We start from the raw sequence: 23,198 nt of genomic DNA on the forward strand, positions 1-23,198 counted from the left end.
ACTTGACAGTGATATTCCACAACTTCAAAAGTGTGCTAATACTATGATGAATTGGCTGACAGGTATTCTTAATTCATTTTCTTCCACTATCACAAACGGCTTTACTGAAGGCTGCAACAAAAAAATCAAAGTCCTCAAAAGAAACGCTTACGGTTACAGAAATTCCAACCGTTTTCGTAATCGTATTTTACATATATTTTCTCTTAAATCTGTCAATTCCCAAAAACAAGCGACAGCTTGACGCTATCGCTTGTCTTTAATATTTCATTCATTTTCATTTTTCGGTTTACCCCAACTATTGACATTGAGCCGAAAAAAACCGACGCACACTGAATTTCAGTATGCGTCGGTTTTCTGTTTCGTATCAGAGCATCACCTTGACGGCAAAGCCGCCGCTAAAGAAGTAGGTGTTCGTCCAATACCTGCTTGGTGGAGATGACGGGAGTCGAACCCGTGTCCGAAAACTGCTTGCCAAGAGTTTCTACGAGCGTAGTCGCTGTTTTAAATCTCCCTTACCGCAGCGCCCAACGACAGGCTTTGCGGCTCGGCAGCTCCTGATGTGTGACAAAGGGCGGAGCAGACCTCTGTTCACATTTACCACTAATCGACGCCCAAACCTGTGCCGTGGTACTCACAGGCAGGACGAGCAGCGCCTTAGGCAGCTGCTAATTCAACTGTATTTTTGTCAGTTAATTTTAAAGTTGCGGATTTTATGGCGGTTCCGCACCGCCGCTCGCTTATCAAGGTTTGCAATCCCCGTCGAAGCCTTTACATCCCCGTATTATAATATATTTTCTTTGGGTAAACTTTGCGCTTACCCAAAGATTTATATGTGAGATTGATTTTTAATTGCACGCTCAATGTCGCGCTTTGCACTGCGTTTTGCCATATCTTCACGTTTGTCATAAAGCTTTTTGCCTTTGCACAAACCAACCTGAACTTTAACCTTGCTGTCTTTAAAATACAGACTTATCGGTATAAGCGAGTAACCCGTTTGCTTTACCGTGCCGTAAAGTTTGTTGATTTCTTTTTTGTGCATAAGCAGCCTGCGAACTCTCAGAGGGTCTCTGTTAAAAATATTACCCTGCTCATACGGAGATATGTGCATTCCGTTTACAAAAATTTCGCCTTCAACTATTGAACACCAACTGTCTTTCAGGTTGACTCTGCCGCTGCGAATTGACTTTACTTCTGTTCCGCAAAGCTCAATGCCTGCCTCAAAAGACTCTTCAATAAAGTAGTCGTGGCGTGCCTTTTTGTTTTGTGCAATTGTTTTTAGTGAACTCATCAGATTTCGTTCCTGCCTTCCAAGGCCTTTGCAAGTGTGTACTCATCGGCATATTCAAGGTCGCCGCCGACAGGTATTCCGTAGGCGAGCCTTGTTACCTTAACGCCCATCGGTTTAAGAAGCTTTGAAATGTAAAGGGCAGTTGCGTCACCCTCAACTGTGGGGTTGGTAGCCATAATTACTTCTTTTACCGTGTCGTCCGAAAGTCTTGCAACAAGCTGTTTTATTGTGAGGTTGTCGGGACCGACATCATTAAGAGGGGAGATAGCACCGTGCAAAACGTGGTAAACTCCCTTGTATTCGTGTGTGTTTTCAACAGCCGTTGCGTCTCTCGGAGTTTCAACAACGCAGATAACCGAATTATCCCTGCTCGGATTTTCGCATATCGGACACAGTTCTTTGTCCGTGAGGTTACAGCATTTTTTGCAGTAATGAATTTTGGAATGTGCGTCGAGAACTGCATTAGCAAGTTGGTCTGCTTGTGTTTTTGACAGATTCAAAACATAATATGCAAGCCTCTGTGCGGTTTTGTGTCCGATTCCGGGCATTTTTTCAAATTGCTCCACAAGATTTTCAAGCGGAGCGACATTGTATTGTGCCATATCAGAACATTCCCGGAATATTCAGTCCGCCTGATATTGATTCCATTTTATCCTCTTTTTCTTTTGAGGCTGCCCTTAATGCTTCGTTTGCGGCTGCCATTACAAGGTCGGAAAGCATCTCAACGTCTTCTGGGTCAACAACATCAGGTGAAATGTCAACTTTTGTAAGCTCCATCTTTCCGGTAACGGTAACGGAAACTGCGCCGCCGCCGGCATTTGCCGTGTACTCTTTTGTTTCAAGTTCTGCCGATGCTGCTTCCATATCATCCTGAAGCTTTTGTGCCTGACGTGCAAGCTGCTGGATGTTATTTGGACCGCCGCCGTATCCCTTTGGTAATCTTGCTTTCATATTTATACTTCCTTTCAAAGAAAAATTAATTCTGATACAGAATAATATTGTTGCTATTCTTCAACAAGTTCTATTCCACTGTCTTTTATAATATTTTTAAAATTTTCGAGTTTGTCCTGTTGTTCGTCCTTTTTTTGAGGGCGTTTGTACGGACCGAGTTTATAAACCTTTCCGGTAGTTTCCTGTATGATTTTGCGAATTTCATCGCGTCTGCCGGAATTTTTAAGCAAATCAAATGCAATCTCATTATTTGTGTCAATCAAAAGGTAATTTCCGCTTTCATATGCTGTTGAACCTGTAAATGCGGCGGCAATTGCCCTTGAAAACGGCTTGAGATTATTAACAACTTCGACCCATTTCGGAAACGGTTTTGCATTTGAATAAATTTCGTCAATGTTAACGCTTTTCGTTGGTCTTGGAGTTTCAATTACGGGAACAGGCTTTGCAATCGGTGCCTTTGGCATTGCTGCTTCACTTGAAACAGGTGGTTGATTGGATGATAAATCAGGCTCAGAAATTTTATTATTTTCAGTTTCAATAACCTGATTTGAAACCTCATTTTTGGCTTTCCCGATTTGCGTGGCTTTATCTTCTGTTTCGTCCGCAACATCTGTTTTATCGGTTTCAACCTGTACGGCAGGGGAGGAGGCAAATCCTCTTTTAACTGCATTTTCAAGAGCGGTTATCCTTGCTGTCAGGGCTTCTGTTGTTCCGTCAAGTTCGGGCGAAGAAAGCTTAACCAAAGCCATTTCAAGCTCGCATCTGTCCCCGGTGCCGTTACCCATACGCTGAAACGCGCGTGAAAGCACATCCATATAGTAAACAATGTCTGCAAGTGAAAGATAGTCTGCCTGAGTTTGAGCTTTTTCAAAGTCGCTGTCCGACATTATGAGCATATCCCGAGGTTCTCGGACTGATTTTATTAACATCAGAGCACGAAAGTGCGATATAAGCTCATCACAGAGCCGAGCCATATCCTTGGATTGTGAATACAGTCTGCTTATGATTTCAAGAGATTTTGCCGTGTTTTTATTTATTATGCAAGCCGCAAGCTCATAAAGATATGTTTTGTCTGCAAGTCCTGCGGCGTCGGCAACAATTTTTTCGCCTATGTGCGTGCCGATTGCCATACATCTGTCAAGCAAAGACAAAGCGTCTCGCATAGCTCCGTCGGAAACAGAGGCAATAAGCATAGCCGCACTGTCGGTAAGCTCCAATTCTTCCTGCTGAGCAACATATAGAAGTCTGTCTGCAATGGTGCGAGGCGAAATTCTGTTAAAGTCAAACCTCTGGCAACGTGACTGTATTGTTGGCAAAACTTTGTGAATCTCAGTTGTTGCAAGAATAAAAATAACGTGTTCCGGAGGTTCTTCAAGAGTTTTAAGAAGAGCGTTGAATGCTTCCGTAGAAAGCATATGAACTTCGTCAATAATATAGACTCTGTATTTGCATCTTTCCGGCGAAAGCTGAACCTTTGATATTATGTCACGAATATCGTCAATGCCTCGGTTTGAAGCCGCGTCCATTTCAACAACGTCAAGAATACTTCCGTTTTCAATTCCACGGCAGATTTCACATTCGCCGCATGGATTGCCGTCTGTTGAATGGGTGCAGTTTACAGCCTTAGCAAGAATTTTGGCACAGGTGGTTTTTCCCGTGCCTCGTGAGCCGGTAAAGAGGTATGCGTGATTAATACGATTTTCCTTGACCTCGTTTTTCAGGGTGGTGGTTATGTGTTCCTGACCGCAAACATCGTCAAAAGTTTTCGGTCGCCATTTTCTGTATAAAACCTGATACAAACTTCCACCCCCGTATCAACAAAAAATGCAAGCCGTCAGCCGAAACAACGGCAATCACACAAATAAGAGAACGGCAGACTGGCTGTATCGCATCAGAAATACTGCTTAATGCTGCTTGGTTCCCCACCTGACATGGTTCACAGACCCCAATCGCACAGGGCCTGCCGTTCACTTATTTGTATGCAATGACTTCTTGCAATTCTAAATTATTATATCATATTGTTTTGATAAAATCAATATGTGGAATAAAGTTTTTTAAACTTGCAGCAGCGATAAACTGCCGCAAGTTCAACTTTTTATCAGATTTTATCCGCAACTTCTCCCAAACGTTTATAAATTGAATTTTCGGGTACATAGCCACGTACAAATGACAGCGGATAAATATTGGTGTTTCTGCCGATTACAGAGCCGGGGTTAAGCACGCTGTTGCAGCCGACCTCAACAAAGTCTCCGAGCATTGCGCCGAATTTCTTTACGTTGGTTTCTATTTTCTGACCGTCACACAAAACCGTAACAAGGCTTTTGTCACTTTTTAGATTTGACGTTATTGTGCCCGCGCCCGTGTGAGCTTTGTATCCGAGAATACTGTCGCCTATGTAATTGTAGTGTGGCGTTTGAACACCGTCAAACAGAATCGAGTTTTTAAGCTCGGTGGAGTTTCCGACAACTGCACCCTTACCGACAATGGCACTTCCTCTTATGAATGCACACTGTCTGATTTCCGCATCCTCACAGATAATCAGCGGACCGCCGAGATATGCGGACGGAAATACTTTTGCGCTTTTGGCAACCCAAACGTTTTCGCCTCTTTGTTCATAAATCTCAGGGTCAAGAGTTTTGCCGAGTTCTATGATGAAGTCCTTGATTTTAGGAAGAGCCTCCCAAGGGTATTCAATGCTTTCAAGAAGCGGTTTTGCAATTGATTTGCTAAAGTCAAAAAGGTTTTTTGCGAGCAGCTTTTCATTACCCATTTTAATTTCCCCTCTCAGATATTTTAATTTTCAGTGCTTTTGTATTTTAAATCTCCCGACAACTTTTTATCGAATCCTGTTTTCTTGAAAATAACCAAAACGATAATTGCAGAAATTATTCCCAAAAGTATTCCGCATAAAACGTCGGAAGGAAAGTGAACATAATTGTACAAACGTGAAAATGCTATGAGTATTCCGAGCACAAGTGCCGGAATACCGATTCTTTTGTCACGCACAAACATTATTGTTACCGCCACAAACGACGAACAACTGTGTCCTGACGGAAAACTGTATCCCGACGGAGGTGTTATCGGCGGAATTACATCAGGATTAACTATAAACGGTCTCGGACGACAGACAAGATGTTTGAGTCCGACTTCGCCGATTAAAGCCCCGATTAAAAGAGCACACATAACCATTACGCCCGTTGCCCTTGTTTTGCGAAAGCATAACATAATAATTGCCGCTAATATCCAAATTCCTCCAAGTTCTCCGATAATGCTCAGATATTTCATCACAAAATCAAGGAAACCACATCTGAATGTGTTTTGAATGAAATTCAGTATTGAAAAATCAATTGAAGTAATAAAGTCAAAAAAATTCGTAAAATCACCTCAGATTTACAATTAAAAGCAACAATAATTATATTATATCAAATTGATATTAATTTGCAATATTATTAACTTGCAGGACAGATATTATACTTCAAAATTTCCGATTTTTGCATAGGTTTGTTCGTCAACAATTGCTTCAATCTTTATTCCGTCAGATTCATATTCTTCACTGAGCAGCGTGCCTTTATTTCTTATTTCATTGGCGAGACCCGCATTTGCAAACGGAATGAGCACATTTACTTTTTTTAGCCTGAGAGGCAGGTTGTTGTCGATTTCTTCGAGAAGCTTTTCTATGCCCTCTCCGGTTTTAGCACTTATCTTTACATATGAGCCAAAGTCCTGTTCAATCGTATCGTCGGCAATTAAATCGCATTTGTTCAGTACATTGATAATCGGAGTGTCGCCGCAGTTAAGGCTTTCAAGCAAATCTTTTGTTACCTGTAAATGTGTTCGAGCTTCGTCGCTTGACGCGTCGCAAAGGTTGATGATTATATCGGATTGTGCAGCTTCTTCAAGCGTTGAGCGAAACGCCTCAACAAGGTGGTGGGGAAGTCTGCGTACAAGTCCAACCGTGTCTATAAGCATAATTGTTACTCCGCTCGGCAGTTTTAAAGCCCTTGACGTTGGGTCAAGAGTGGCAAAAAGTTTGTCCTGTGCAAGCACGCCTGCATTTGTAAGGTAGTTCATAAGCGTGGATTTTCCCGCATTTGTGTAGCCTACTATTGCACATGTAACAACTCCGTCTTTTTTGCGGCGTTTCCTGAGCATTTGTCTGTGTTTTTCAACCTCGGCAAGCTCGTCTTTAAGAGTTTCCATTCTTCGTCTGATGTGACGTTTGTCGGTCTCAAGCTTTGTTTCGCCGGGACCGCGCGTGCCTATGCCGCCGCCAAGTCTTGACATTTCAATGCCCTTTCCCGTAAGGCGCGGAAGCATATATTTGAGCTGTGCAAGCTCAACTTGAAGTTTGCCCTCTTTTGAACGTGCACGTTGTGCAAAAATATCAAGAATCAGCGTGGTGCGGTCGATTACCCTTACGTCGGTTTCGTGTTCAATGTTCTTGATTTGGGTCGGTGAAAGCTCGCTGTCCGCAACGATAATATCAATTTCCCGTTCATCGCATATCTGTGCAATTTCTTTGAGTTTCCCGCTGCCTAAGTATGTTGCGGATTCAGGTCTGTCGAGCTTTTGCATAACAGAAAGCTCAGGCTCTGCTCCTGCGCTTTTAACAAGTTCAAACAGTTCTTCAAGCGAAGCTTCGGCGTCATATTCTCCCGAATCAACGCTTATGAGCAGTGCTCTTGAAATTTTCTCTTCATTGCTTTTAAGTTCCATAATATTTTTCCTTTTGCTTACACTTTTATGTAGCCAATTTGTTCTTTACTATTCTTTCATTAAGTAGTATAATATACAAGTAAATTTTTGTAAATGAAAGTTTTAAATTTTATTTAGGGAATGGGCAGAATGGATAAAAAATTTGACGTAATAATTATAGGTACAGGTGCAGCCGGTTTGTATGCCGCACTTAATTTTCCAAGCGATATTAACGTTTTGCTTGTGTCAAAGCGTGAACTGCCGCTCTCGAACAGTTCGCTTGCACAGGGCGGCGTTGCGTGCGTGCTTGACACCGTGCACGATAATTACAAACTGCATATTACCGATACCCTGATTGCCGGAAAATACAAGAACAATCTTTCGGCTGTTGAAAAACTTGTTAAAGAGGGACCGTCGGATGTATTAAAAATCAAACAGCTTGGCGTTGATTTTGATTTAAATCCGGACGGAACAATGTGTAAGACCCTTGAGGCAGGTCACAGCCGCCACAGAATTGTTCATCACAAGGATTCAACAGGCAAGGCTATTGTTGACAAACTTATTGAAGTGGTGCTTACCCACCCAAATGTTACTGTTTGTGATAATGCACTTGTTTATTCAATTCAAAGAGTGTTCGGCGGATTTTATATCAATATCTTAAAAGACGGCGAAAGCTTTTGCTATGGAACAAACTATTGTATACTGGCAACCGGCGGTATAGGAAGGGTGTATAAGTATACCACAAACTCCGCCATTGCAACAGGCGACGGCATAGCTTTTGCCTATATGCTCGGCGCTAAAATCAGCCATCTTTCAAGGGTTCAGTTTCACCCGACTGCATTTGCTGCTGAAAAAGACCGTGAGAGGTTCCTTATAAGCGAAGCGGTAAGAGGAGAGGGCGCAGTCCTTCTTAATTGTGACGGAAGAAGATTTGCCTTTGATTATGACAGCAGAGGAGAGCTTGCTCCGCGTGATGTGGTTTCTGACGCTATCATTCGTGAATCTTTAAAGACAGGAAGCGAAAACTTCTATCTTGATATTACCGACAAGCCTGCCGAGTTTCTTAAAGAGCGTTTTCCGATGATATATGAACGCTGTCTTGAAGAGGGTGTTGACATTACCAAAGACAGGATTCCTGTGTTCCCGTGCCAGCACTATCTTATGGGCGGAATTAATGTTGATTTGGATGCCCGCACCTCGGTTGACGGTTTGTATGCAGCAGGCGAGTGTTCCCACACAGGCGTTCACGGCGCTAACCGACTTGCCAGCAATTCTCTTCTTGAGGCGCTTGTATTCTCAAGGTCGGCTGCTGAAGATATTACGAGAAAGATTAAAAAATACGGAAGAAAAACAATAGGCAGAGAACCTGTTCACAAGCCGATTGAGGGCAAGGCGATGCCTCACGGCTTCCGTTCAAGAATAAGAGAAATAATGCAGGACGCTTATTTTGTTCTTCCGAAACCTGAAAAATATGAGGAAAGCTATCAAGAGGTTGAAAGCATTGTCAATCAGCTTTTCAGCGAAGACTATGAGATAACCTCTGACCTTGTAGAGGCAAAAAGCATTGCTGTTGTCGCAAGCATAATTCTTGATGAAGTACGGGAGGGTATAAACCTATGATGTTAAACAGTATTTATGTGGATAATTTGATTAAGACCGCTCTTTTGGAAGATATAAATTACCTTGATACAACCACGGATTACCTGATTGATGAAGAACAGGAAAACAGCGCAAAGTTCCTTGCAAAAAGCGACGGAATCCTTTGCGGAATTGAGGTTGCGCTGAGAGTTTTTGAAATTTTGCAGCCAAACGGATTTGAAACAAAAATATATAAGCACGACGGCGATAAGCTGAAAAAGGGCGATATTATTGCCGAAATTCACGGAAAGACACGCACGATTTTAAAGGGCGAAAGAACTGCGCTTAACTTGATTCAGCATATGAGCGGAGTTGCAACGGCTACAAACAAAGCCGTTGAGCTTGTTAAGGGTACAAATGCTTCAATTGCAGATACCCGCAAGACTCTTCCCGGACTTCGCCCGATTCAAAAATATGCCGTTACAGTCGGAGGCGGCAGAAACCACCGCTATAATCTTTCTGACGCAGCAATGCTCAAGGATAATCATATTGACGCAGGCGGCGGTATTGCAAATGCGGTTGCCAAGCTCAAAAAAAGACTTGGACATATGACAAAAATTGAGCTTGAAGTGCGTAATCTTGATGAACTGAAACAGGCTCTTGCAGCTGATGTTGATGTAATTATGCTTGACAATATGACTCCTGAAATGATGAAAGAGGCTGTTAAGATAACCGATGGCAAGGCCTTGCTTGAAGCAAGCGGAAATATTACCGACGAAACACTTAAAGAAGTTGCACAAACAGGCGTTGACATTATTTCAATGGGTGCATTAACTCATTCGGTCACAGCCTTTGACATTTCGTTAAAGATAACAGAATAACGGCTTCCATATTTTCGGATAGTATACAGATAAAATTCAAAGGCACTTTTGACTTAATTGTTGTCAAGAGTGCCTTTGGTTATATATTGAGCTATGTAATGATTTTCTATCTAATGATTTTAAAGTGTTTTTGCAATCTCTTTTATAAATTCTTTGAGCTGTTCGCTTGTTTCGGGATGATTGAGTCCTACTTCAATCTGTGCCTGCAAAATGCCGAATTTATTGCCCATATCATATCTTTTGCCCTCAAATTCAACGGCAGTCATACCCTTTGTGATTGCAATTTGGCGCATAGCGTCGGTCAACTGAATCTCGCCGCCGGCTCCGGGAGCTGTGTTTTCAAGAATATCAAAAATTTCAGCCGGCAGAACACATCTGTCAAGAATAGAATAAAGCGACAGAACTTCTTCTTTGGTTTGCGGCTTTTCTTTCATATCTGTGCATTTAAATACGTTATCGTGAATATTCTCAACCTTTAGTGAGCCGTATTTATGAATATCCTTTTCAGGAACCTTTTTTACACCTACAACGCCTTCGCCAAATTCGCCGTAGCAGTCTATAAGCTGCTTGATTGCAGGCTCGGTTTTGCTTACGATAACACCGTCGCCGTACATTACCGCAAAAGGCTCGTTGCCTACAAATGATTTTGCTTTTATAACGGCGTGACCAAGGCCTTTCATTTCTTTTTGTCTTATAAAACTGATGTTTGCAAGGTTTGAAATATTTCTTACGGTTTCTAAAAATTCTGTTTTGCCACTTTTTTCAAGTAAATTTTCAAGTTCGGGTGAAGCGTCAAAGTGGTCTTCTATTAATCCTTTTCCCCTGTTCGTAATGATAAGTATGTCGGTTATGCCGGCTGCAACGGCTTCCTCAACAATGTACTGGATTGTGGGCTTGTCCACAATCGGGAACATTTCTTTTGGCATATTCTTTGTTGCAGGCAGAACTCTTGTTCCAAATCCCGCAGCAGGAATAACAGCTTTTGTGATTTTCATAAATTTCCTCCAAAAATTTTATATATTTAATATAATGAAAATTAAAGTCAGAGCAACATTCTTCTTTGCTTTCAAGAAGCAGAACTTGCGAAAATTGCAAAAAGTGCAGAGGAGAGTTGCTTCTAAGGACTTAAGTGAGAGATTATAGCTTTCGCTATCAGTCGCCTTATGAATTGGGACTCCGCACTCACGTTATAAAAACAAAGGTATATAATTTAATACTAAAAATGCTATTTCAACGCACAATGCAAGCGGAAGATTTACGCCGCCCGAAGCTTCAAGCTTTTTGTTAATGTTGACGTCAACGGATTCCTTTTTTATTGCGTTGATTTTTTTGGTGCAATGCTTATAATATGTTCGGTTTGCAATAAATCCGCACACAATCATCAGTATTCCGTTTAATGCCGAGAGTATATAAGGAGAATAGATGAACAAAATTTCCGACATCGAATACTGCGAGCCGAGCGACATGGTGTAGAACATCTGCGAACTGCTTGCCGAATTTATTATCGTATTCATATAGTTCTGATATTCCGGCATAAGCATAATAAAAAACTCGCCAACCGTAAAAGAAACGCTGAGCAGTGAAAAGATTATGCCTAACGCTATCATTTTTCTGTACAGGAAATAAACCCCAGAGAATAAAAATGCCGCAAAGTTAAATCTTGATGTGCCGAAGTTTTTTATTTTGTTAAAAATCAAAAGGAAATACTGCGTTGATTTTCCGACAAACTTTGACATTTCGCCAACCGTAACATTGTCGGCAATTTCCTGTTCGCTGTCAAGTCCTGCCAATGGGTCAAACGCCGGCATTCCTGCTCCTGCATATCCAAACGGCGTTCCTTGACCAAACGGTTGCTGCGGATTGCCTTGATTTTGATACGGGTTTTGGCTTTCCTGTTTGGTGTCTTCGGAAAGCGGAAATCCGCATTTTCCGCAATAAAAAGATGTACTGTCGTTTACATGATGGCATCTTGGGCAGACAACGGTCGATTTTTCCTTGTCTGTATTATCGTTTTCATCTTCATCTTTATTAAGTTCTTCAAAAGAAAAATCTTTTGAATGTTCTTCTTTATAGTAGCAATGACCAAGTTCTTCATAACATTTTCTGTGGTGCGGAGCACCGCAATCAGGGCACACAACAATATCGTCGCCCTGCTTAAAATGTTCATTGCATACGGGGCATTTGTAATTTGTAAATTCCATATTTTCCTCCGTATATTCTATTTCACATTAAATTATAACAAATTAACAGATTAATTGCAATAACAATTCGTTTAAAATAAATTTTTTAAATAAAAGTTTACATTTTATGCGTAATTTGGTATAATCATAGTGCAGATATTTCTCGCCCGTTAGGTGCGGTATCTGTTGCGGTCTTTCGGCAAAAGAACAATCTCACGCCGAAACCCGAGGAGCTTATGCCTCTTTTGTGCTGTTTGCAATTTATGATGGTTTTTACATCTTGCGAACAAAGCAGAGCGTTGCTCCGATTTATAAATTTATGGTTAATATATTATCCGCTTATGTGTGATAATATATATTGTCTTACAATTATTTGATTTAATATATTTAGAAAGGTATATTTTAATGGTACAATTTGAGGAATTATTGCTTTCTTTGCAGGCGTTAAAGCCTGAAATCGACGATTTGTCGGATGCACTCGGAATGAAAGGTATGAAATCCGAGATACAGCAGCTTGAGTTAAAGGCTACTGAGCCGGGATTTTGGGACGATGTCGAAAAGTCTCAAAAGGTTTTGCAAAAAACAGGCTCGTTAAAGGGCAAGGTAGAAGCTTATGAAAACCTTGTTGCAAAATACGAAGATACTGCGGCTTTGATTGAACTTGCCAACGAGGAAGAAGACCTTTCGCTTCTTGAGGAAGCTCAGAGTGAGGTTGAAGCCGTTAAGACAAATCTTGAAAAACAGCGTTTGCAAACCCTTTTAACCGGCGAATATGATAAAAATAATGCAATTCTTACTTTCCACGCAGGTTCCGGCGGTACGGAAGCTCAGGATTGGGCAGAGATGCTGTACAGAATGTATACACGTTGGTCAGAGGCTCACGGCTTTAAGGTAAAAGAGGTTGACTACCTTGACGGCGACGAGGCAGGTTTGAAAAGTGCGGTCCTGTTAATAGAGGGTGAAAACGCATACGGTTATCTTAAAAGCGAAGCGGGAGTTCACAGACTTGTTCGTGTTTCTCCGTTTGACTCGGCAGGACGCCGTCACACAAGTTTTTCGTCATTAGAGGTTATGCCCGAAATGGACGACGATATTCAGGTAAACATTGCTCCCGAGGACATCAAAATGGACGTTTATCGTGCAAGCGGTGCAGGCGGTCAGAAAGTCAACAAGACTTCTTCTGCCGTTCGTCTTACACATATCCCAACGGGAATCGTTGTTGCCAGCCAGGTTGAGCGAAGCCAGTATCAGAACCGTGACGTTGCAATGAAAATGCTCATTTCAAAACTCGTTGAAATCAAAGAGCGTGAGCATCTTGAAAAAATTGAAGATATAAAAGGCGTTCAAAAGGAAATCACCTGGGGTTCGCAAATACGCAGCTATGTATTTATGCCGTACACAATGGTTAAAGACCACCGCACAGGCTATGAAACAGGTAATATTCAGGCTGTAATGGACGGCGACCTTGACGGATTTATCAATGCTTACTTAAAATGTGCAAGTCTTGGCACTCTGCAAAAGTAATTTGTATATGATAATGTATGGTCCGTTTTGGATTATCAGAAATTAATTTATTTAAGTTATTAAAGCGACGAATATTTCGTTGGTTAATATAAAACACAATTGTTGTTATAGAAAAGGAAATGGTATAGATGAAGTATCTTGTAATGCTTTGTGACGGTATGGCAGATGAGCCGAACGAGGCTCTCGGCGGCGTCACACCTATGGAAAAAGCCGACAAACCTTGCATGGACAGTCTTGCTGCAAAGGCAGAGGTCGGTATGGTAAAAACAGTTGCAGAGGGACTAAAACCCGGAAGCGACGTTGCAAATCTTTCTGTTCTCGGCTATGAACCGGCAGTTTATTACAGCGGACGTTCTCCGCTTGAAGCCGTAAGCATTGGTATTGACCTTAGTGAAACAGACGTAACTCTAAGGTGCAATCTTGTAACATTGTCCGATGAGCCCGAATATTCCGACAAAACTATGGTTGATTACTGCGGCGGCGATATTTCAACTCCCGAGGCTAAAGAACTTATTGATTATATTCAGAAAAACCTCGGCGACGATACGTTTAGTTTTTATCCCGGAGTTTCATATCGTCATTGCCTTGTTTGGAAGAACGGCAATCCGCACCCCGGAGAGCTTACTCCTCCTCACGACATTTCAAACCGTGTGATTAAAGATTATATTCCAAAGGGTGACGACACCGCAAAGCTTTATGATTTGATGAAAAAAAGTTATGACTTGCTCAAAGATCACCCGATTAACAAAAAGAGAGTTGCCGAGGGAAAAAGACCTGCAAACTCAATTTGGCTGTGGGGCGAAGGAACTAAACCGAAGCTTGACACGTTCTTTAAAAAGTTTGGCAAAAAGGGCAGTATGATTTCTGCTGTGGATTTGTTGAAAGGAATTGCAATTTGTGCAGGAATGAACAGCGTTGATGTTGACGGAGCAACAGGCTATATTGACACCAACTTTGATGGCAAATGCCAGGCTGCGATTAATGAATTTAAAAACGGTTCCGATTTGGTATATATTCACGTTGAAGCTCCCGACGAATGCGGTCACAGGGGAGAGGCTGAAAACAAAGTTAAAGCCATTGAAATGATTGATAAGCATATACTCGGACCTGTTACAGAGTTTTTGAAGTCTTATGATGATTTTGCGGTTCTTGTTTGCCCTGACCATCCAACACCGCTTGCAATCAAAACTCACACTTCAAATCCTGTTCCTTACCTTATTTACGACAGCAAAAATCCTGTTGACAGCAAGGTAACTTGCTTCTGCGAAAAGCAGGCAAAAGAAACAGGCAATTATATTGCCAAGGGATTTACGATGATGAATCATTTTCTTTCAAAATAATTACAATCATCAACACAATTCTTTATAATAATCATACCTCTGCATTTATAATGTAGTTATCATTAATAAGTGCGGAGGTTTTTTTGTGTTTGATATAATATTTACAGCGGCGTCTACTGTAATAATAACTGCATTAATAATTATTTTATCACTCTTGGCTAGGTGTATATATATTCTTTTATCTGCGCTGATTAAAAGATTTAGGGACAAAATTATTGTTTATCGACCGCAAAAGAATAGAAATTGACGTGTCTTCAAAAAATATTTTTACTATTCAAATATAAAAAAATATGTTATACTATCTCTATATTAATTTAGGAAGTAGATATAATGTCAATCAAACTCGATTTAGGAGCTTGGAACTCAATTTTTGCCGTGCCGTCAAAGGTAGTTGACGAAGGATTAAAATTTTCTGACGGCGTAAAACTTAAAATTCTGCTGTTTGTATTGAGAAACAGCGGAAGTGAATTTGATGAAAATAAAATTTCGGATGTTACAGGCGTTAATGTTACCGACATTCCCGAAGCTTTGGATTATTGGGTGAGTATGGGAATTTTAAAGTGTGACGACGGTACATACTTCCCAAGCAGCGACAGTAATCAAGCGGTCAACAATGCAAATAATATAAAAGTCCAAAGTGAAAATTCTTATAAAGAAGAATCTGAAAGTTTATTGCCTGTAATCAAACCTGAGAAGCAGACAAATTTAAACACTGCGAACACATCACAAGAAACAAAGGAGCAGGAAGCCGAGCCCAAAAAGCACTTTACCGTTGCAAAGCCTCAGAAGCCGGACTATGTGTTTACTTCTCAAAGACTTGCGGTTGACGAAGAACTTAAAATTTTGGTTGAAGAAGCACAAATGGCGCTTGGCAAAACATTGTCAAATTCTGATTGCTCGACGCTTCTTATGCTAAAGGATACCTGCGGTTTGCCGCTTGACGTAATACTTATGCTTATCCAGTATTGCATTAGTATTGATAAGGGGAATATGCGAACCGTTGAGAAAATCGGCATTGCTTGGGCTGACGACGGAATTTATTCTGTTGAGGCGGCAGACAACAAAATTCGTCTTGCAAAGCAACTCAACAAGTATTTTTCAATTGTATCCTCAGCTTTTGGACTTCAAAATGTCGGTTCGCCAACGAAGAAGCAGCTTGAATACAGCCAAAGATGGATTGGCGACTGGAAGTTTTCTCCCGAAATGCTTCGGGAGGCGTATGAAAGATGCGTCGATTCAAAGGGTACAATGAAGTTTAACTATATTGACGGAATTTTAAAGCGTTGGCACGGAAGTAATATAAAATCTCCGTCAGAGCTGAAACAGTTTGAATCAGGCTCAAATAAAGCCACAACAAAATCAACGAGAAAAGCATCGTATGATATTGATGAGCTTGAAAAAATCAATATACTTGACGATTAATTGCGGCAAGGGAGGTAAGTATGGGTTACGGCAAAAAAATATATGATATGGCAACTGACAGGATTGCCCAGAGAAAATTGAAAGCTGAAAAAGACGCAGACCGACGCAGGGCGGAAATCTATAAGGCTTTTCCAAGAACAAAAGAGCTTGAACAGCAAATTGCAACAAGCGGAATACGTGCCGCCCGTGCTGTGCTTAACGGCGGAAACGTTGCCGAGAATGTCAGGAAACTTAAGGTCGAAAACCTTGCGCTTCAGGCTGAACTTTCGGGTATCCTTATATCAAACGGATATTCCGTCAGAGCTTTAGAGCCTTATTATTCCTGCCCAAAGTGCGGTGATACCGGCTATTGCGAAGAAAACGGAAAGACGGTTGTTTGCCAATGCCTTAAGCAAATGCTGATAACCTGTGCCTGCGAAGAACTCAACAAGAATGCTCCGCTGTCTCTCTCAACCTTTGAGTCGTTCAACCCAGAGTATTATGACAAAAGGGTGGACAGCTCGGTCGGAATTTCTCCGTATAACCAAATTCAAAAGATTTTTTCATACTGCAAAAATTATGCGCAGAATTTTAATGTCAATTCAAAAAGTTTGCTTATGAAAGGTTCTACGGGACTTGGCAAAACCCATCTTTCGCTTGCTATTGCAAACGAAGTAATAAAAAAGGGGTTTGGCGTAATATACGCTACCGCACCAAAGCTGACGCAGGAATTTGAAAAACAATTTCGTTCAAAAGGTGCCGAGGAATATCAGATTACCGATATGTTGATTGATTGCGATTTGTTAATCGTTGACGACTTGGGCACGGAATTTCAGACAAAATACTACACAGCCCAGCTTTACAATACTTTTAATTCACGTATGCTCCAGGACAAGCCGATTATTATTAATACTAACCTGACAATGCACGAGCTCGAAAAAAGCTATTCTCAGCGATTTGTTTCCCGTGTGTGCGGAAACGCAGAAAGGCTTGATTTTCTCGGAACCGATATAAGAATAAGAAAAAAATAAAAATTTTTATTTTATGTATTGACATTTTCAATTTTTTGACTTATAATAACTATCGTTGCACGGAAAGATGCAATAATGATTTTGTGGAATAGTGTAACGGTAGCACGACAGACTCTGACTCTGTTTGTTGGGGTTCGAATCCCTATTCCACAGCCATCAGCCTCGAGTAACTTCGAGGCTGTATTATTTCGAGGTGTAGCGCAGTTTGGTAGCGCACATCGTTCGGGACGATGGGGTCGCAAGTTCGAATCTTGTCACCTCGACCACATAGCGCCGTCTTATGGCGGCGTTATTTTTTAGTATTAAATATTGGAGGGCGTATTATGAAAAGAGTAATTTCTCTTGCAACGGTTCTTGTTTTGTGTCTTGCAATGTTCGCAGGATGCGGTTCTAAAGATGTAAAGCTTTCGGAAGCTATGGATAAAATCAATAATGATTACAGCCTTTCGCTTCAAACTCTTTCAAGCACAGATGACCTCAGTAAATATTACAACATCAATGCTGACGACGTAAAGCAGTTTGCCGCAGAAATTGACTCTAACAACGATGCTCCGGTTGAAATCGTACTTGTTGAAGCTGTTGATTCAACAGCCGCAGGCAATATAGAAACAGCGCTTACAACCCGTTACAACTCAATTGTAAGCCAGTATTCTTCATATACGCCTGAAAAGCTTGATATGGTAAAGGATTGTAAGGTTACAAAGGACGGAAATTTTGTAAGTCTTATTGTTGCAGATAATGCTTCGGATATTCTTGACACATATTACAGCTTTATAAAATAATTTAAAATTCGGACTGAATGGGCGAACTTGGTTCGCCCGTTTCTTTTATCACAAACTATTTGGGAGAACATATGACTCAGAGCGAAATTAAACAGAATTTTTCACATATGAACGAAATGCAGCAGCAGGCTGTTTTTTCAACCGAAGGACCTTTGCTGATACTTGCCGGAGCGGGCTCGGGAAAGACAACCGTTCTCGTTAACAGAATAGCGTACATTCTTCAGTCTCAGCTTTGCAATCCTTGGAACATTCTTGCAATAACTTTTACAAACAAAGCGGCGGGCGAGCTGAAAGAACGTATATGCGCTGCCGTTCCCGAGGGCGGCAATGACATATGGGCTGCAACGTTTCACTCAACCTGTGCAAGAATCCTTCGCCGCTACGGCGACAGAATCGGTTATTCCAGCCATTTTACAGTTTATGCGACCGATGACCAGAAAAAGCTTGCCAAGGATATTATGAAGCAGCTTAATATCGACGAAAAGATTTTGCCGGTTAAGGCTGTTTTGTCTGAAATTTCAAAGGCTAAGGATAAGATGCTTTCACCCGCCGAGATGTTAAAGCAGGCTGAGTATGACAACCGCAAAGCTTCGGTTGCCAAGGTTTATGAAATCTATCAGGCAAGGCTAAAAACAGCCGATGCAATGGATTTTGACGATTTGCTCTGCAACGCCGTAGTTTTGTTTGAAAAATGTCCCGATATTTTGGAGTTTTATCAGAATCAGTTTAAGTACATAATGGTTGACGAGTATCAGGATACCAACAAAGTCCAGTATAAATTTGTAAGTATGCTTGCCGAGAAATACGGCAATATTTGTGTTGTCGGCGATGATGACCAGAGTATTTACAAATTCAGAGGAGCTACGATTGAAAACATTTTGTCGTTTGAAAACACCTTTAAGGGTGCAAAGATAATCCGTCTTGAGCAGAACTACCGCAGCACTCAGAACATTCTTAATGCGGCAAACGAAGTAATTTCCAATAATACTATGCGAAAGGGCAAAACCCTTTGGACAGAAAATGCAAAGGGTGACAAAATTGAGGTTCACTCTTGTGAAAGCGAGCGTGACGAAGCAAACTTTGTCGCAAATACTATACTTGACGGCGTTGCCGACGGAAGAAAATTTTCTGATTTTGCCGTGCTTTATCGTACAAATGCCCAGTCAAACGCAATTGAGCAGGCGCTTTCACGTTCGGGAGTACCGCATCGCATAATCGGCGGTCACCGATTCTATGACCGTGAGGAAATTCGAGATATGGTTGCATATCTTCAGGTTATAAACAATCCGCATGACGACGTAAGACTTAGCCGAATAATCAATGTTCCAAAACGCTCAATCGGTGCAAAAACCGTTGCAAATGCGGCAGAAATTGCGGCAGGACTTGGCGAGAGTATTTATTCCGTAATTAAAAATGCGGACGATTTTCCTGCTTTGTCACGCGCATCGGCTAAATTAAAAGAATTTGTAAAGCTGATAGACGGACTGATTGAGGCTGAGCAAAGCGGAGATTATTCTCTTGCGGAATTATATAATTTGATTCTCGAACATACCAATTACACGTTATATCTAAAAAATGAGAAAGAAAATGCGGATGTTCGCATAGAAAATATTGAAGAGCTTTTGTCTAACGTAATCAAGTTTGAAGAAGATTACGGAGATGAGGCAGACCTTTCCTCATTCTTGGAGGAAATCTCGCTTCAAACCGACATTGACAACTATGACGCAAATGCCGACACCTGCGTTATGATGACGCTGCACAGCGCAAAAGGTCTTGAGTTTCCTGTTGTATTCATAACAGGTATGGAAGACGGAATCTTCCCTTCGTATGCCTCAATTATGAACCCTGACGAAATAGGGGAGGAACGCAGGCTTGCGTATGTGGGAATTACAAGAGCCAAAGAAAAACTCTATCTCACCAAAACCCGTTCAAGAATGTTATTCGGTTCAACAACGTTTAACAAGGCTTCCCGATTCCTCAACGAAATCCCCGACGAGCTTATTAATTATACCGGCAACGAAAATAAATACGCAGCCTCCGACAACTCTCAGGCACCGACTGCGAAGACCGAAAAAATATCGGTCGGTCAAAAAGCAAAAATGTCGTATGCAAAATCAATGTACAAAAAACCTGCCGCTCAGTCGGGCGTTGTGTATAAGGTCGGAGATACTGTTTTACACAAAGTGTTTGGCAGAGGCATGGTTATGAAAACCGAAAAAATGGGTAATGATACCCTGCTGGAAATTTCGTTTGATAAGGCGGGAACAAAAAATCTTATGGCAAATTTCAGCAAAATGGAAAAAACATAAACTCAGTTGCGGCAGCTTAGAATTTTAACTTAAAAATATATTGCAAAGTTCCTTTAATTTAAGCCGTATTAATCACAAAAATCACAAACCTCCGTATTATGTATTGTTGCAGAGCCTATTTAAGCCTGTTAATACTTAATATGGAGGTAATTTTTATGCCAGAAGCACCAATTGATTCTGAGCAGACTACGTCACGCTCAGTCGGCAATTCGGATGTTGATTTTGATTCCGTATGCGTAGATATTCCGAGAATCTATGACAGTTGCGGTGCAAAGGACTGCCTTAGCGACCTGCCCGTGTTTTTTACTCCGCAAAACCAAAGCATTGTAAATAACGCAACCTCAGTAAGAATAAACAAAGCAAGCGTAAGCAACGCCACGGTAAAGGTGGACTCGGTGGCATTTCACACAGGATTTTACTGTGTTGATATGGTATTCTACTTTTCGGTGTGCTGTGATGTTTATTCGGACAAAGGTGCTTTGCCGACAACGGTAAACGGCGTTGCCACGTACGGAAAACGTGTTGTTTTGTACGGAAGCTCAGGAAACGTAAAATCGTTTTCAAGCGATGACCGTGAGGACCACCGCCACAGACCGCCCGAAAATTGTTGTTCAGCCGAAAAGGGAAGTATGCCGCGTGCTACGGTAAACATATCAAACCCGATGGCGCTTTCCGCAAAACTTGTATGTGCAAAACCGTCGATAAATGTGCCGTATGTTCCTGATTGCGTGACAGACTATCTCGGTGAAGACCTTTGCAGACCCGATGATAAGCAGGTCCTTGTTACTCTTGGTATATTTACGATTACTCAGCTTGAGCGCAACGTACAGCTTATGATTCCGTCATATGATTTTTGTGTTCCGCGCAAAGAGTGTGAGGCAAGAACCGACGACCCGTGTGAAGCATTCAGCAAGATTGAATTTCCGACAGACTCATTCTTCCCGCCCAGTTCTTCCGAAACTGACTGTGACAGACCAACTGCCAATCCGCAGTGCAATTGTTGCAATTAGTATAATTTATGCAACTGCGCAAAAACGGTCGGGGCATTTGCCTCGACCGTTTTATTTGTCAAAATTCCAATCCGTTATATTATTCTTTTTTACAATAAACGCCTTATCCGCAAGCTCGGCAAGGGGTGTATCACTTTTGCTGTCGGAGTAAAAGTTGTCAATTTTGCCGTTTTTAAATACCTGATAAAATCTTTTTACCTTTTCTTTGCCGTGGCAGTTAATTCCGCTGTATTTACCGCTTGATTTATCAACCTTTGAGGCAATCAGGTACTTTATTTTCAGCTTTTGGCATATTGGTTCAAGCAAAAATTCGGGAGAAGCAGATATTATTACATCGTCGTCCTTTTGTTGATTAAGATAGAATTTTTTAATTTTGCTCTGATTTATCTCCCAAAAATCGTTAACGTCTTTGTCAATATCACAACATTCCAAAAAGCAATACATTTTTTGTTTAAATTCGGTTTTTGTACCGTTTTTCAGCACATAAAAATTGAAAAACGCACAGAATAACGAGGGGAGTTTAAGCGAAATCCTTTTGTGCCTTTTAATTGAGAATAAATAGAAATCCGCTGTTGAGTCTCCGTCGTAAATTGTGTTGTCAAAATCATAAACATTCATAATTTTATACTTTCATAGATTATTTATTATTTTTTGATACTATATTATCATCATACGGAAAATTTTTCAAGCAATACTTTTCTATTGCCAATTCAGGTGATTTGTTGTATAATCATAATGTATAATTATATTATAAGGAGCACGCCTGTGTTTGGATATTTAAGGGTTCAAAAAAGTGAACTTTTGGTGCGTGAATATGAAGCATACAAGTCGGTTTACTGCGGACTTTGCAATCAGCTCGGCAAGGATTATTCCTTCCTTATAAGGTTTATCCTAAGCTATGACTGTACTTTTTACGCAATGCTCCTTATGTCGCTCAAAAGAAGCTGCAAGTCCTTTAAAGACGGCAGATGTAAGTTTAATCCGCTGAAAAAATGCAAATTTGCCGTGGATTCTGCCGATTGCTACTTAAAGGCCTCCGCACTGTCTGTAATTTCATCATATTATAAGCTTAAGGATGATATAGCGGACAGCGGATTTTTTAAGAAAATTGCAGCATACTTGTTAAAACCGTTTTTTTCTCATTGGCATAAAAAGGCTGCAAAAAATTATCCTGAAATTGAAAAAATCGTTTCAGAAATGATGACAATGCAGTTTAATGCCGAGCACAGTGACAATATTTCAATTGATTCTGCCGCACACCCAACCGCATTTATGCTTGCAAATATTTTGTCGCTTGAAGCTGACGACGAAGTGGACAAGCGTGTTTATTATGAATTTGGTTATCATCTCGGAAGATGGGTGTATCTTATTGACGCCGCGGACGATTACGAGGATGATATAAAGCACAATAATTTTAATCCGTTCTTAAGTATAAAGCAAGACAATATTTTTGATTATATGACAGGAGTGCTTAATCAGTCGCTTGCAAGAGCGTACAATGCATATAATCTTATTGAATTAACTGATTTTAAGGGTATATTTGATAATATGATGCTGTACGGTTTTCCGTCAGCACAAAACAGGGTTATGGAAAAGAAAACAATGGAGGTCAAAAATGACGAATCCGTATGAGGTTCTCGGCGTGTCCGAAACCGCAACAGATGATGAAATTAAATCCGCTTACAGAAAGCTTGCCAAAAAGTATCATCCCGATAATTATGCAAATTCGCCTCTTGCCGACGTTGCCGAGCAAAAGATGAAAGAAATTAACGAGGCGTACGATACAATTAACCAGTGGCGCCAAAAGGGCAAGGGGAGCGGTTCAACGGGAAGTTCTTCATATGCTTCTGGAGGTGCTGCAAACTCACAATTTTATAATATCAGAATTTATATTCAGCGCAATATGATAGACCAAGCCGAACAAATGCTTGATTCTATTCCTGTTTCGGGACGAAGTGCCGAATGGCATTATCTTAAGGGAATGTGCGCATACAGGCGAGGCTGGAGCGAACAGGCATTCAGCTATTTTACAACTGCCTGCAATATGAATCCGAACAATACCGAATATCGTGCCGCACTCAATAATATGCAAAGCCAGAGAGCATATAATTACGGCGGCTTTAATCAGTCTAATATGCAAGGCGATGCAGGCTGTTCGGTGTGCGACATTTGTTCTGCCATAATGTGCACCGATTGTTTGTGCAGTTGTTGCAGGTCAGGGTGTTAAA

Annotated in this window: 22 protein-coding genes, 2 tRNA genes and 2 other RNA genes; 14 read left to right on the forward strand and 12 right to left on the reverse strand. The window is 41.1% G+C overall.

Annotated elements, in window-relative coordinates; all coding sequences use genetic code 11:
• Window positions 1-241: transposase (locus BLP46_RS00005; RefSeq protein ID WP_143000409.1), on the forward strand; the 241-nt coding region annotated here is incomplete at its 5' end.
• A gap of 186 nt (window positions 242-427) precedes the next feature.
• On the opposite strand, the gene ssrA is transcribed toward BLP46_RS00005, so the two are convergent.
• From ssrA to hflX, 9 genes are all read right to left on the reverse strand, one after another.
• Window positions 428-778: a transfer-messenger RNA gene (gene ssrA, locus BLP46_RS00010) on the reverse strand.
• A gap of 48 nt (window positions 779-826) precedes the next feature.
• Window positions 827-1,288 carry an SsrA-binding protein SmpB gene (gene smpB, locus BLP46_RS00015; RefSeq protein ID WP_092973713.1) on the reverse strand — a complete coding sequence of 154 codons (462 nt, stop codon included), beginning with the start codon at window positions 1,286-1,288 and terminating at the stop codon, window positions 827-829.
• Complete coding sequence (recR, locus tag BLP46_RS00020; protein WP_092973716.1) at window positions 1,288-1,890, reverse strand: recombination mediator RecR; 603 nt, start codon at window positions 1,888-1,890, stop codon at window positions 1,288-1,290. The genes smpB and recR overlap by 1 nt, the downstream gene beginning before the upstream one ends.
• Window position 1,891: 1 nt before the next feature.
• Window positions 1,892-2,239, reverse strand: coding sequence for a YbaB/EbfC family nucleoid-associated protein (locus BLP46_RS00025; protein ID WP_092973720.1), 348 nt, complete (start codon window positions 2,237-2,239; stop codon window positions 1,892-1,894).
• A 53-nt stretch (window positions 2,240-2,292) separates the two neighbouring features.
• On the reverse strand, window positions 2,293-4,038 hold the full coding sequence (gene dnaX, locus BLP46_RS00030) for a DNA polymerase III subunit gamma/tau (RefSeq protein ID WP_092973723.1): 1,746 nt from the start codon (window positions 4,036-4,038) through the stop codon (window positions 2,293-2,295).
• 68 nt (window positions 4,039-4,106) lie between these two features.
• Window positions 4,107-4,205, reverse strand: an RNA gene (ffs, locus tag BLP46_RS00035) — signal recognition particle sRNA small type.
• Between the two features lie 132 nt (window positions 4,206-4,337).
• Window positions 4,338-5,009, reverse strand: a complete 672-nt coding sequence (locus BLP46_RS00040) for an acyltransferase (RefSeq protein ID WP_092973726.1) — start codon at window positions 5,007-5,009, stop codon at window positions 4,338-4,340.
• A gap of 23 nt (window positions 5,010-5,032) precedes the next feature.
• Entirely contained in the window at window positions 5,033-5,524 is a 492-nt protein-coding gene (locus BLP46_RS00045; RefSeq protein WP_092973729.1) for a phosphatase PAP2 family protein, read from the reverse strand.
• A 183-nt stretch (window positions 5,525-5,707) separates the two neighbouring features.
• Window positions 5,708-6,955 carry a GTPase HflX gene (gene hflX, locus BLP46_RS00050; RefSeq protein WP_092973732.1) on the reverse strand — a complete coding sequence of 416 codons (1,248 nt, stop codon included), beginning with the start codon at window positions 6,953-6,955 and terminating at the stop codon, window positions 5,708-5,710.
• A gap of 129 nt (window positions 6,956-7,084) precedes the next feature.
• On the opposite strand from hflX, the gene nadB reads away from it, so the two are divergent.
• Together nadB and nadC are read left to right on the forward strand one after the other, a co-directional pair.
• On the forward strand, window positions 7,085-8,554 hold the full coding sequence (gene nadB / locus BLP46_RS00055; RefSeq protein WP_092973735.1) for an L-aspartate oxidase: 1,470 nt from the start codon (window positions 7,085-7,087) through the stop codon (window positions 8,552-8,554).
• Window positions 8,551-9,393 (forward strand): carboxylating nicotinate-nucleotide diphosphorylase, encoded by an 843-nt coding sequence (gene nadC, locus BLP46_RS00060; RefSeq protein ID WP_207645187.1) that lies wholly within the window; start codon window positions 8,551-8,553, stop codon window positions 9,391-9,393. The genes nadB and nadC overlap by 4 nt, the downstream gene beginning before the upstream one ends.
• A gap of 119 nt (window positions 9,394-9,512) precedes the next feature.
• Here nadC and galU read toward each other — a convergent pair whose 3' ends face one another.
• Entirely contained in the window at window positions 9,513-10,388 is an 876-nt protein-coding gene (gene galU, locus BLP46_RS00065; protein WP_092973738.1) for a UTP--glucose-1-phosphate uridylyltransferase GalU, read from the reverse strand.
• A 192-nt stretch (window positions 10,389-10,580) separates the two neighbouring features.
• Window positions 10,581-11,594 (reverse strand): RING finger protein, encoded by a 1,014-nt coding sequence (locus tag BLP46_RS00070; RefSeq protein ID WP_092973741.1) that lies wholly within the window; start codon window positions 11,592-11,594, stop codon window positions 10,581-10,583.
• Between the two features lie 384 nt (window positions 11,595-11,978).
• Here BLP46_RS00070 and prfB point away from each other — a divergent pair, with 384 nt between their 5' ends.
• The 9 genes from prfB (at window position 11,979) to BLP46_RS00115 (ending at window position 20,970) form a co-directional block, all read left to right on the forward strand.
• A complete protein-coding gene (prfB, locus tag BLP46_RS00075; protein ID WP_092973744.1) occupies window positions 11,979-13,097 on the forward strand; it encodes a peptide chain release factor 2 in 1,119 nt (372 codons plus the stop codon).
• A gap of 128 nt (window positions 13,098-13,225) precedes the next feature.
• The gene (locus BLP46_RS00080; protein ID WP_092973747.1) at window positions 13,226-14,437 is read left to right on the forward strand and encodes a cofactor-independent phosphoglycerate mutase; all 1,212 of its coding nucleotides are present in this window, start codon (window positions 13,226-13,228) and stop codon (window positions 14,435-14,437) included.
• 330 nt (window positions 14,438-14,767) lie between these two features.
• Window positions 14,768-15,859 carry a DnaD domain protein gene (locus BLP46_RS00085; protein WP_092973750.1) on the forward strand — a complete coding sequence of 364 codons (1,092 nt, stop codon included), beginning with the start codon at window positions 14,768-14,770 and terminating at the stop codon, window positions 15,857-15,859.
• Between the two features lie 20 nt (window positions 15,860-15,879).
• Window positions 15,880-16,869, forward strand: coding sequence for an ATP-binding protein (locus tag BLP46_RS00090; RefSeq protein ID WP_092973754.1), 990 nt, complete (start codon window positions 15,880-15,882; stop codon window positions 16,867-16,869).
• 82 nt (window positions 16,870-16,951) lie between these two features.
• Window positions 16,952-17,025: transfer RNA gene (locus BLP46_RS00095), tRNA-Gln, on the forward strand.
• A 33-nt stretch (window positions 17,026-17,058) separates the two neighbouring features.
• Window positions 17,059-17,135: transfer RNA gene (locus tag BLP46_RS00100), tRNA-Pro, on the forward strand.
• Window positions 17,136-17,192: 57 nt separating this feature from the next.
• On the forward strand, window positions 17,193-17,651 hold the full coding sequence (locus BLP46_RS00105) for a DUF4358 domain-containing protein (RefSeq protein ID WP_167669124.1): 459 nt from the start codon (window positions 17,193-17,195) through the stop codon (window positions 17,649-17,651).
• A 71-nt stretch (window positions 17,652-17,722) separates the two neighbouring features.
• The gene (locus BLP46_RS00110) at window positions 17,723-19,960 is read left to right on the forward strand and encodes an ATP-dependent helicase (RefSeq protein ID WP_092973760.1); all 2,238 of its coding nucleotides are present in this window, start codon (window positions 17,723-17,725) and stop codon (window positions 19,958-19,960) included.
• Window positions 19,961-20,115: 155 nt separating this feature from the next.
• Entirely contained in the window at window positions 20,116-20,970 is an 855-nt protein-coding gene (locus BLP46_RS00115; protein ID WP_092973763.1) for a hypothetical protein, read from the forward strand.
• A gap of 51 nt (window positions 20,971-21,021) precedes the next feature.
• Here the strand turns inward: BLP46_RS00115 and BLP46_RS00120 are convergent, their stop codons facing one another.
• Window positions 21,022-21,588, reverse strand: coding sequence for an HAD-IB family phosphatase (locus tag BLP46_RS00120; protein ID WP_092973766.1), 567 nt, complete (start codon window positions 21,586-21,588; stop codon window positions 21,022-21,024).
• Window positions 21,589-21,735: 147 nt separating this feature from the next.
• Here BLP46_RS00120 and BLP46_RS00125 point away from each other — a divergent pair, with 147 nt between their 5' ends.
• Window positions 21,736-22,602 (forward strand): DUF5685 family protein, encoded by an 867-nt coding sequence (locus BLP46_RS00125; protein ID WP_092973769.1) that lies wholly within the window; start codon window positions 21,736-21,738, stop codon window positions 22,600-22,602.
• Window positions 22,586-23,197: a J domain-containing protein gene (locus BLP46_RS00130; protein WP_092973772.1), complete on the forward strand. Its 612-nt coding sequence runs from the start codon at window positions 22,586-22,588 to the stop codon at window positions 23,195-23,197. Before BLP46_RS00125 ends, BLP46_RS00130 begins: the two co-directional genes overlap by 17 nt.
• The last annotated feature ends 1 nt before the right edge of the window (window position 23,198 follow it).

The sequence above is a fragment of the Ruminococcus sp. YE282 genome, from assembly GCA_900101355.1.
GTDB lineage: Bacteria > Bacillota > Clostridia > Oscillospirales > Acutalibacteraceae > Ruminococcoides > Ruminococcoides bromii_A.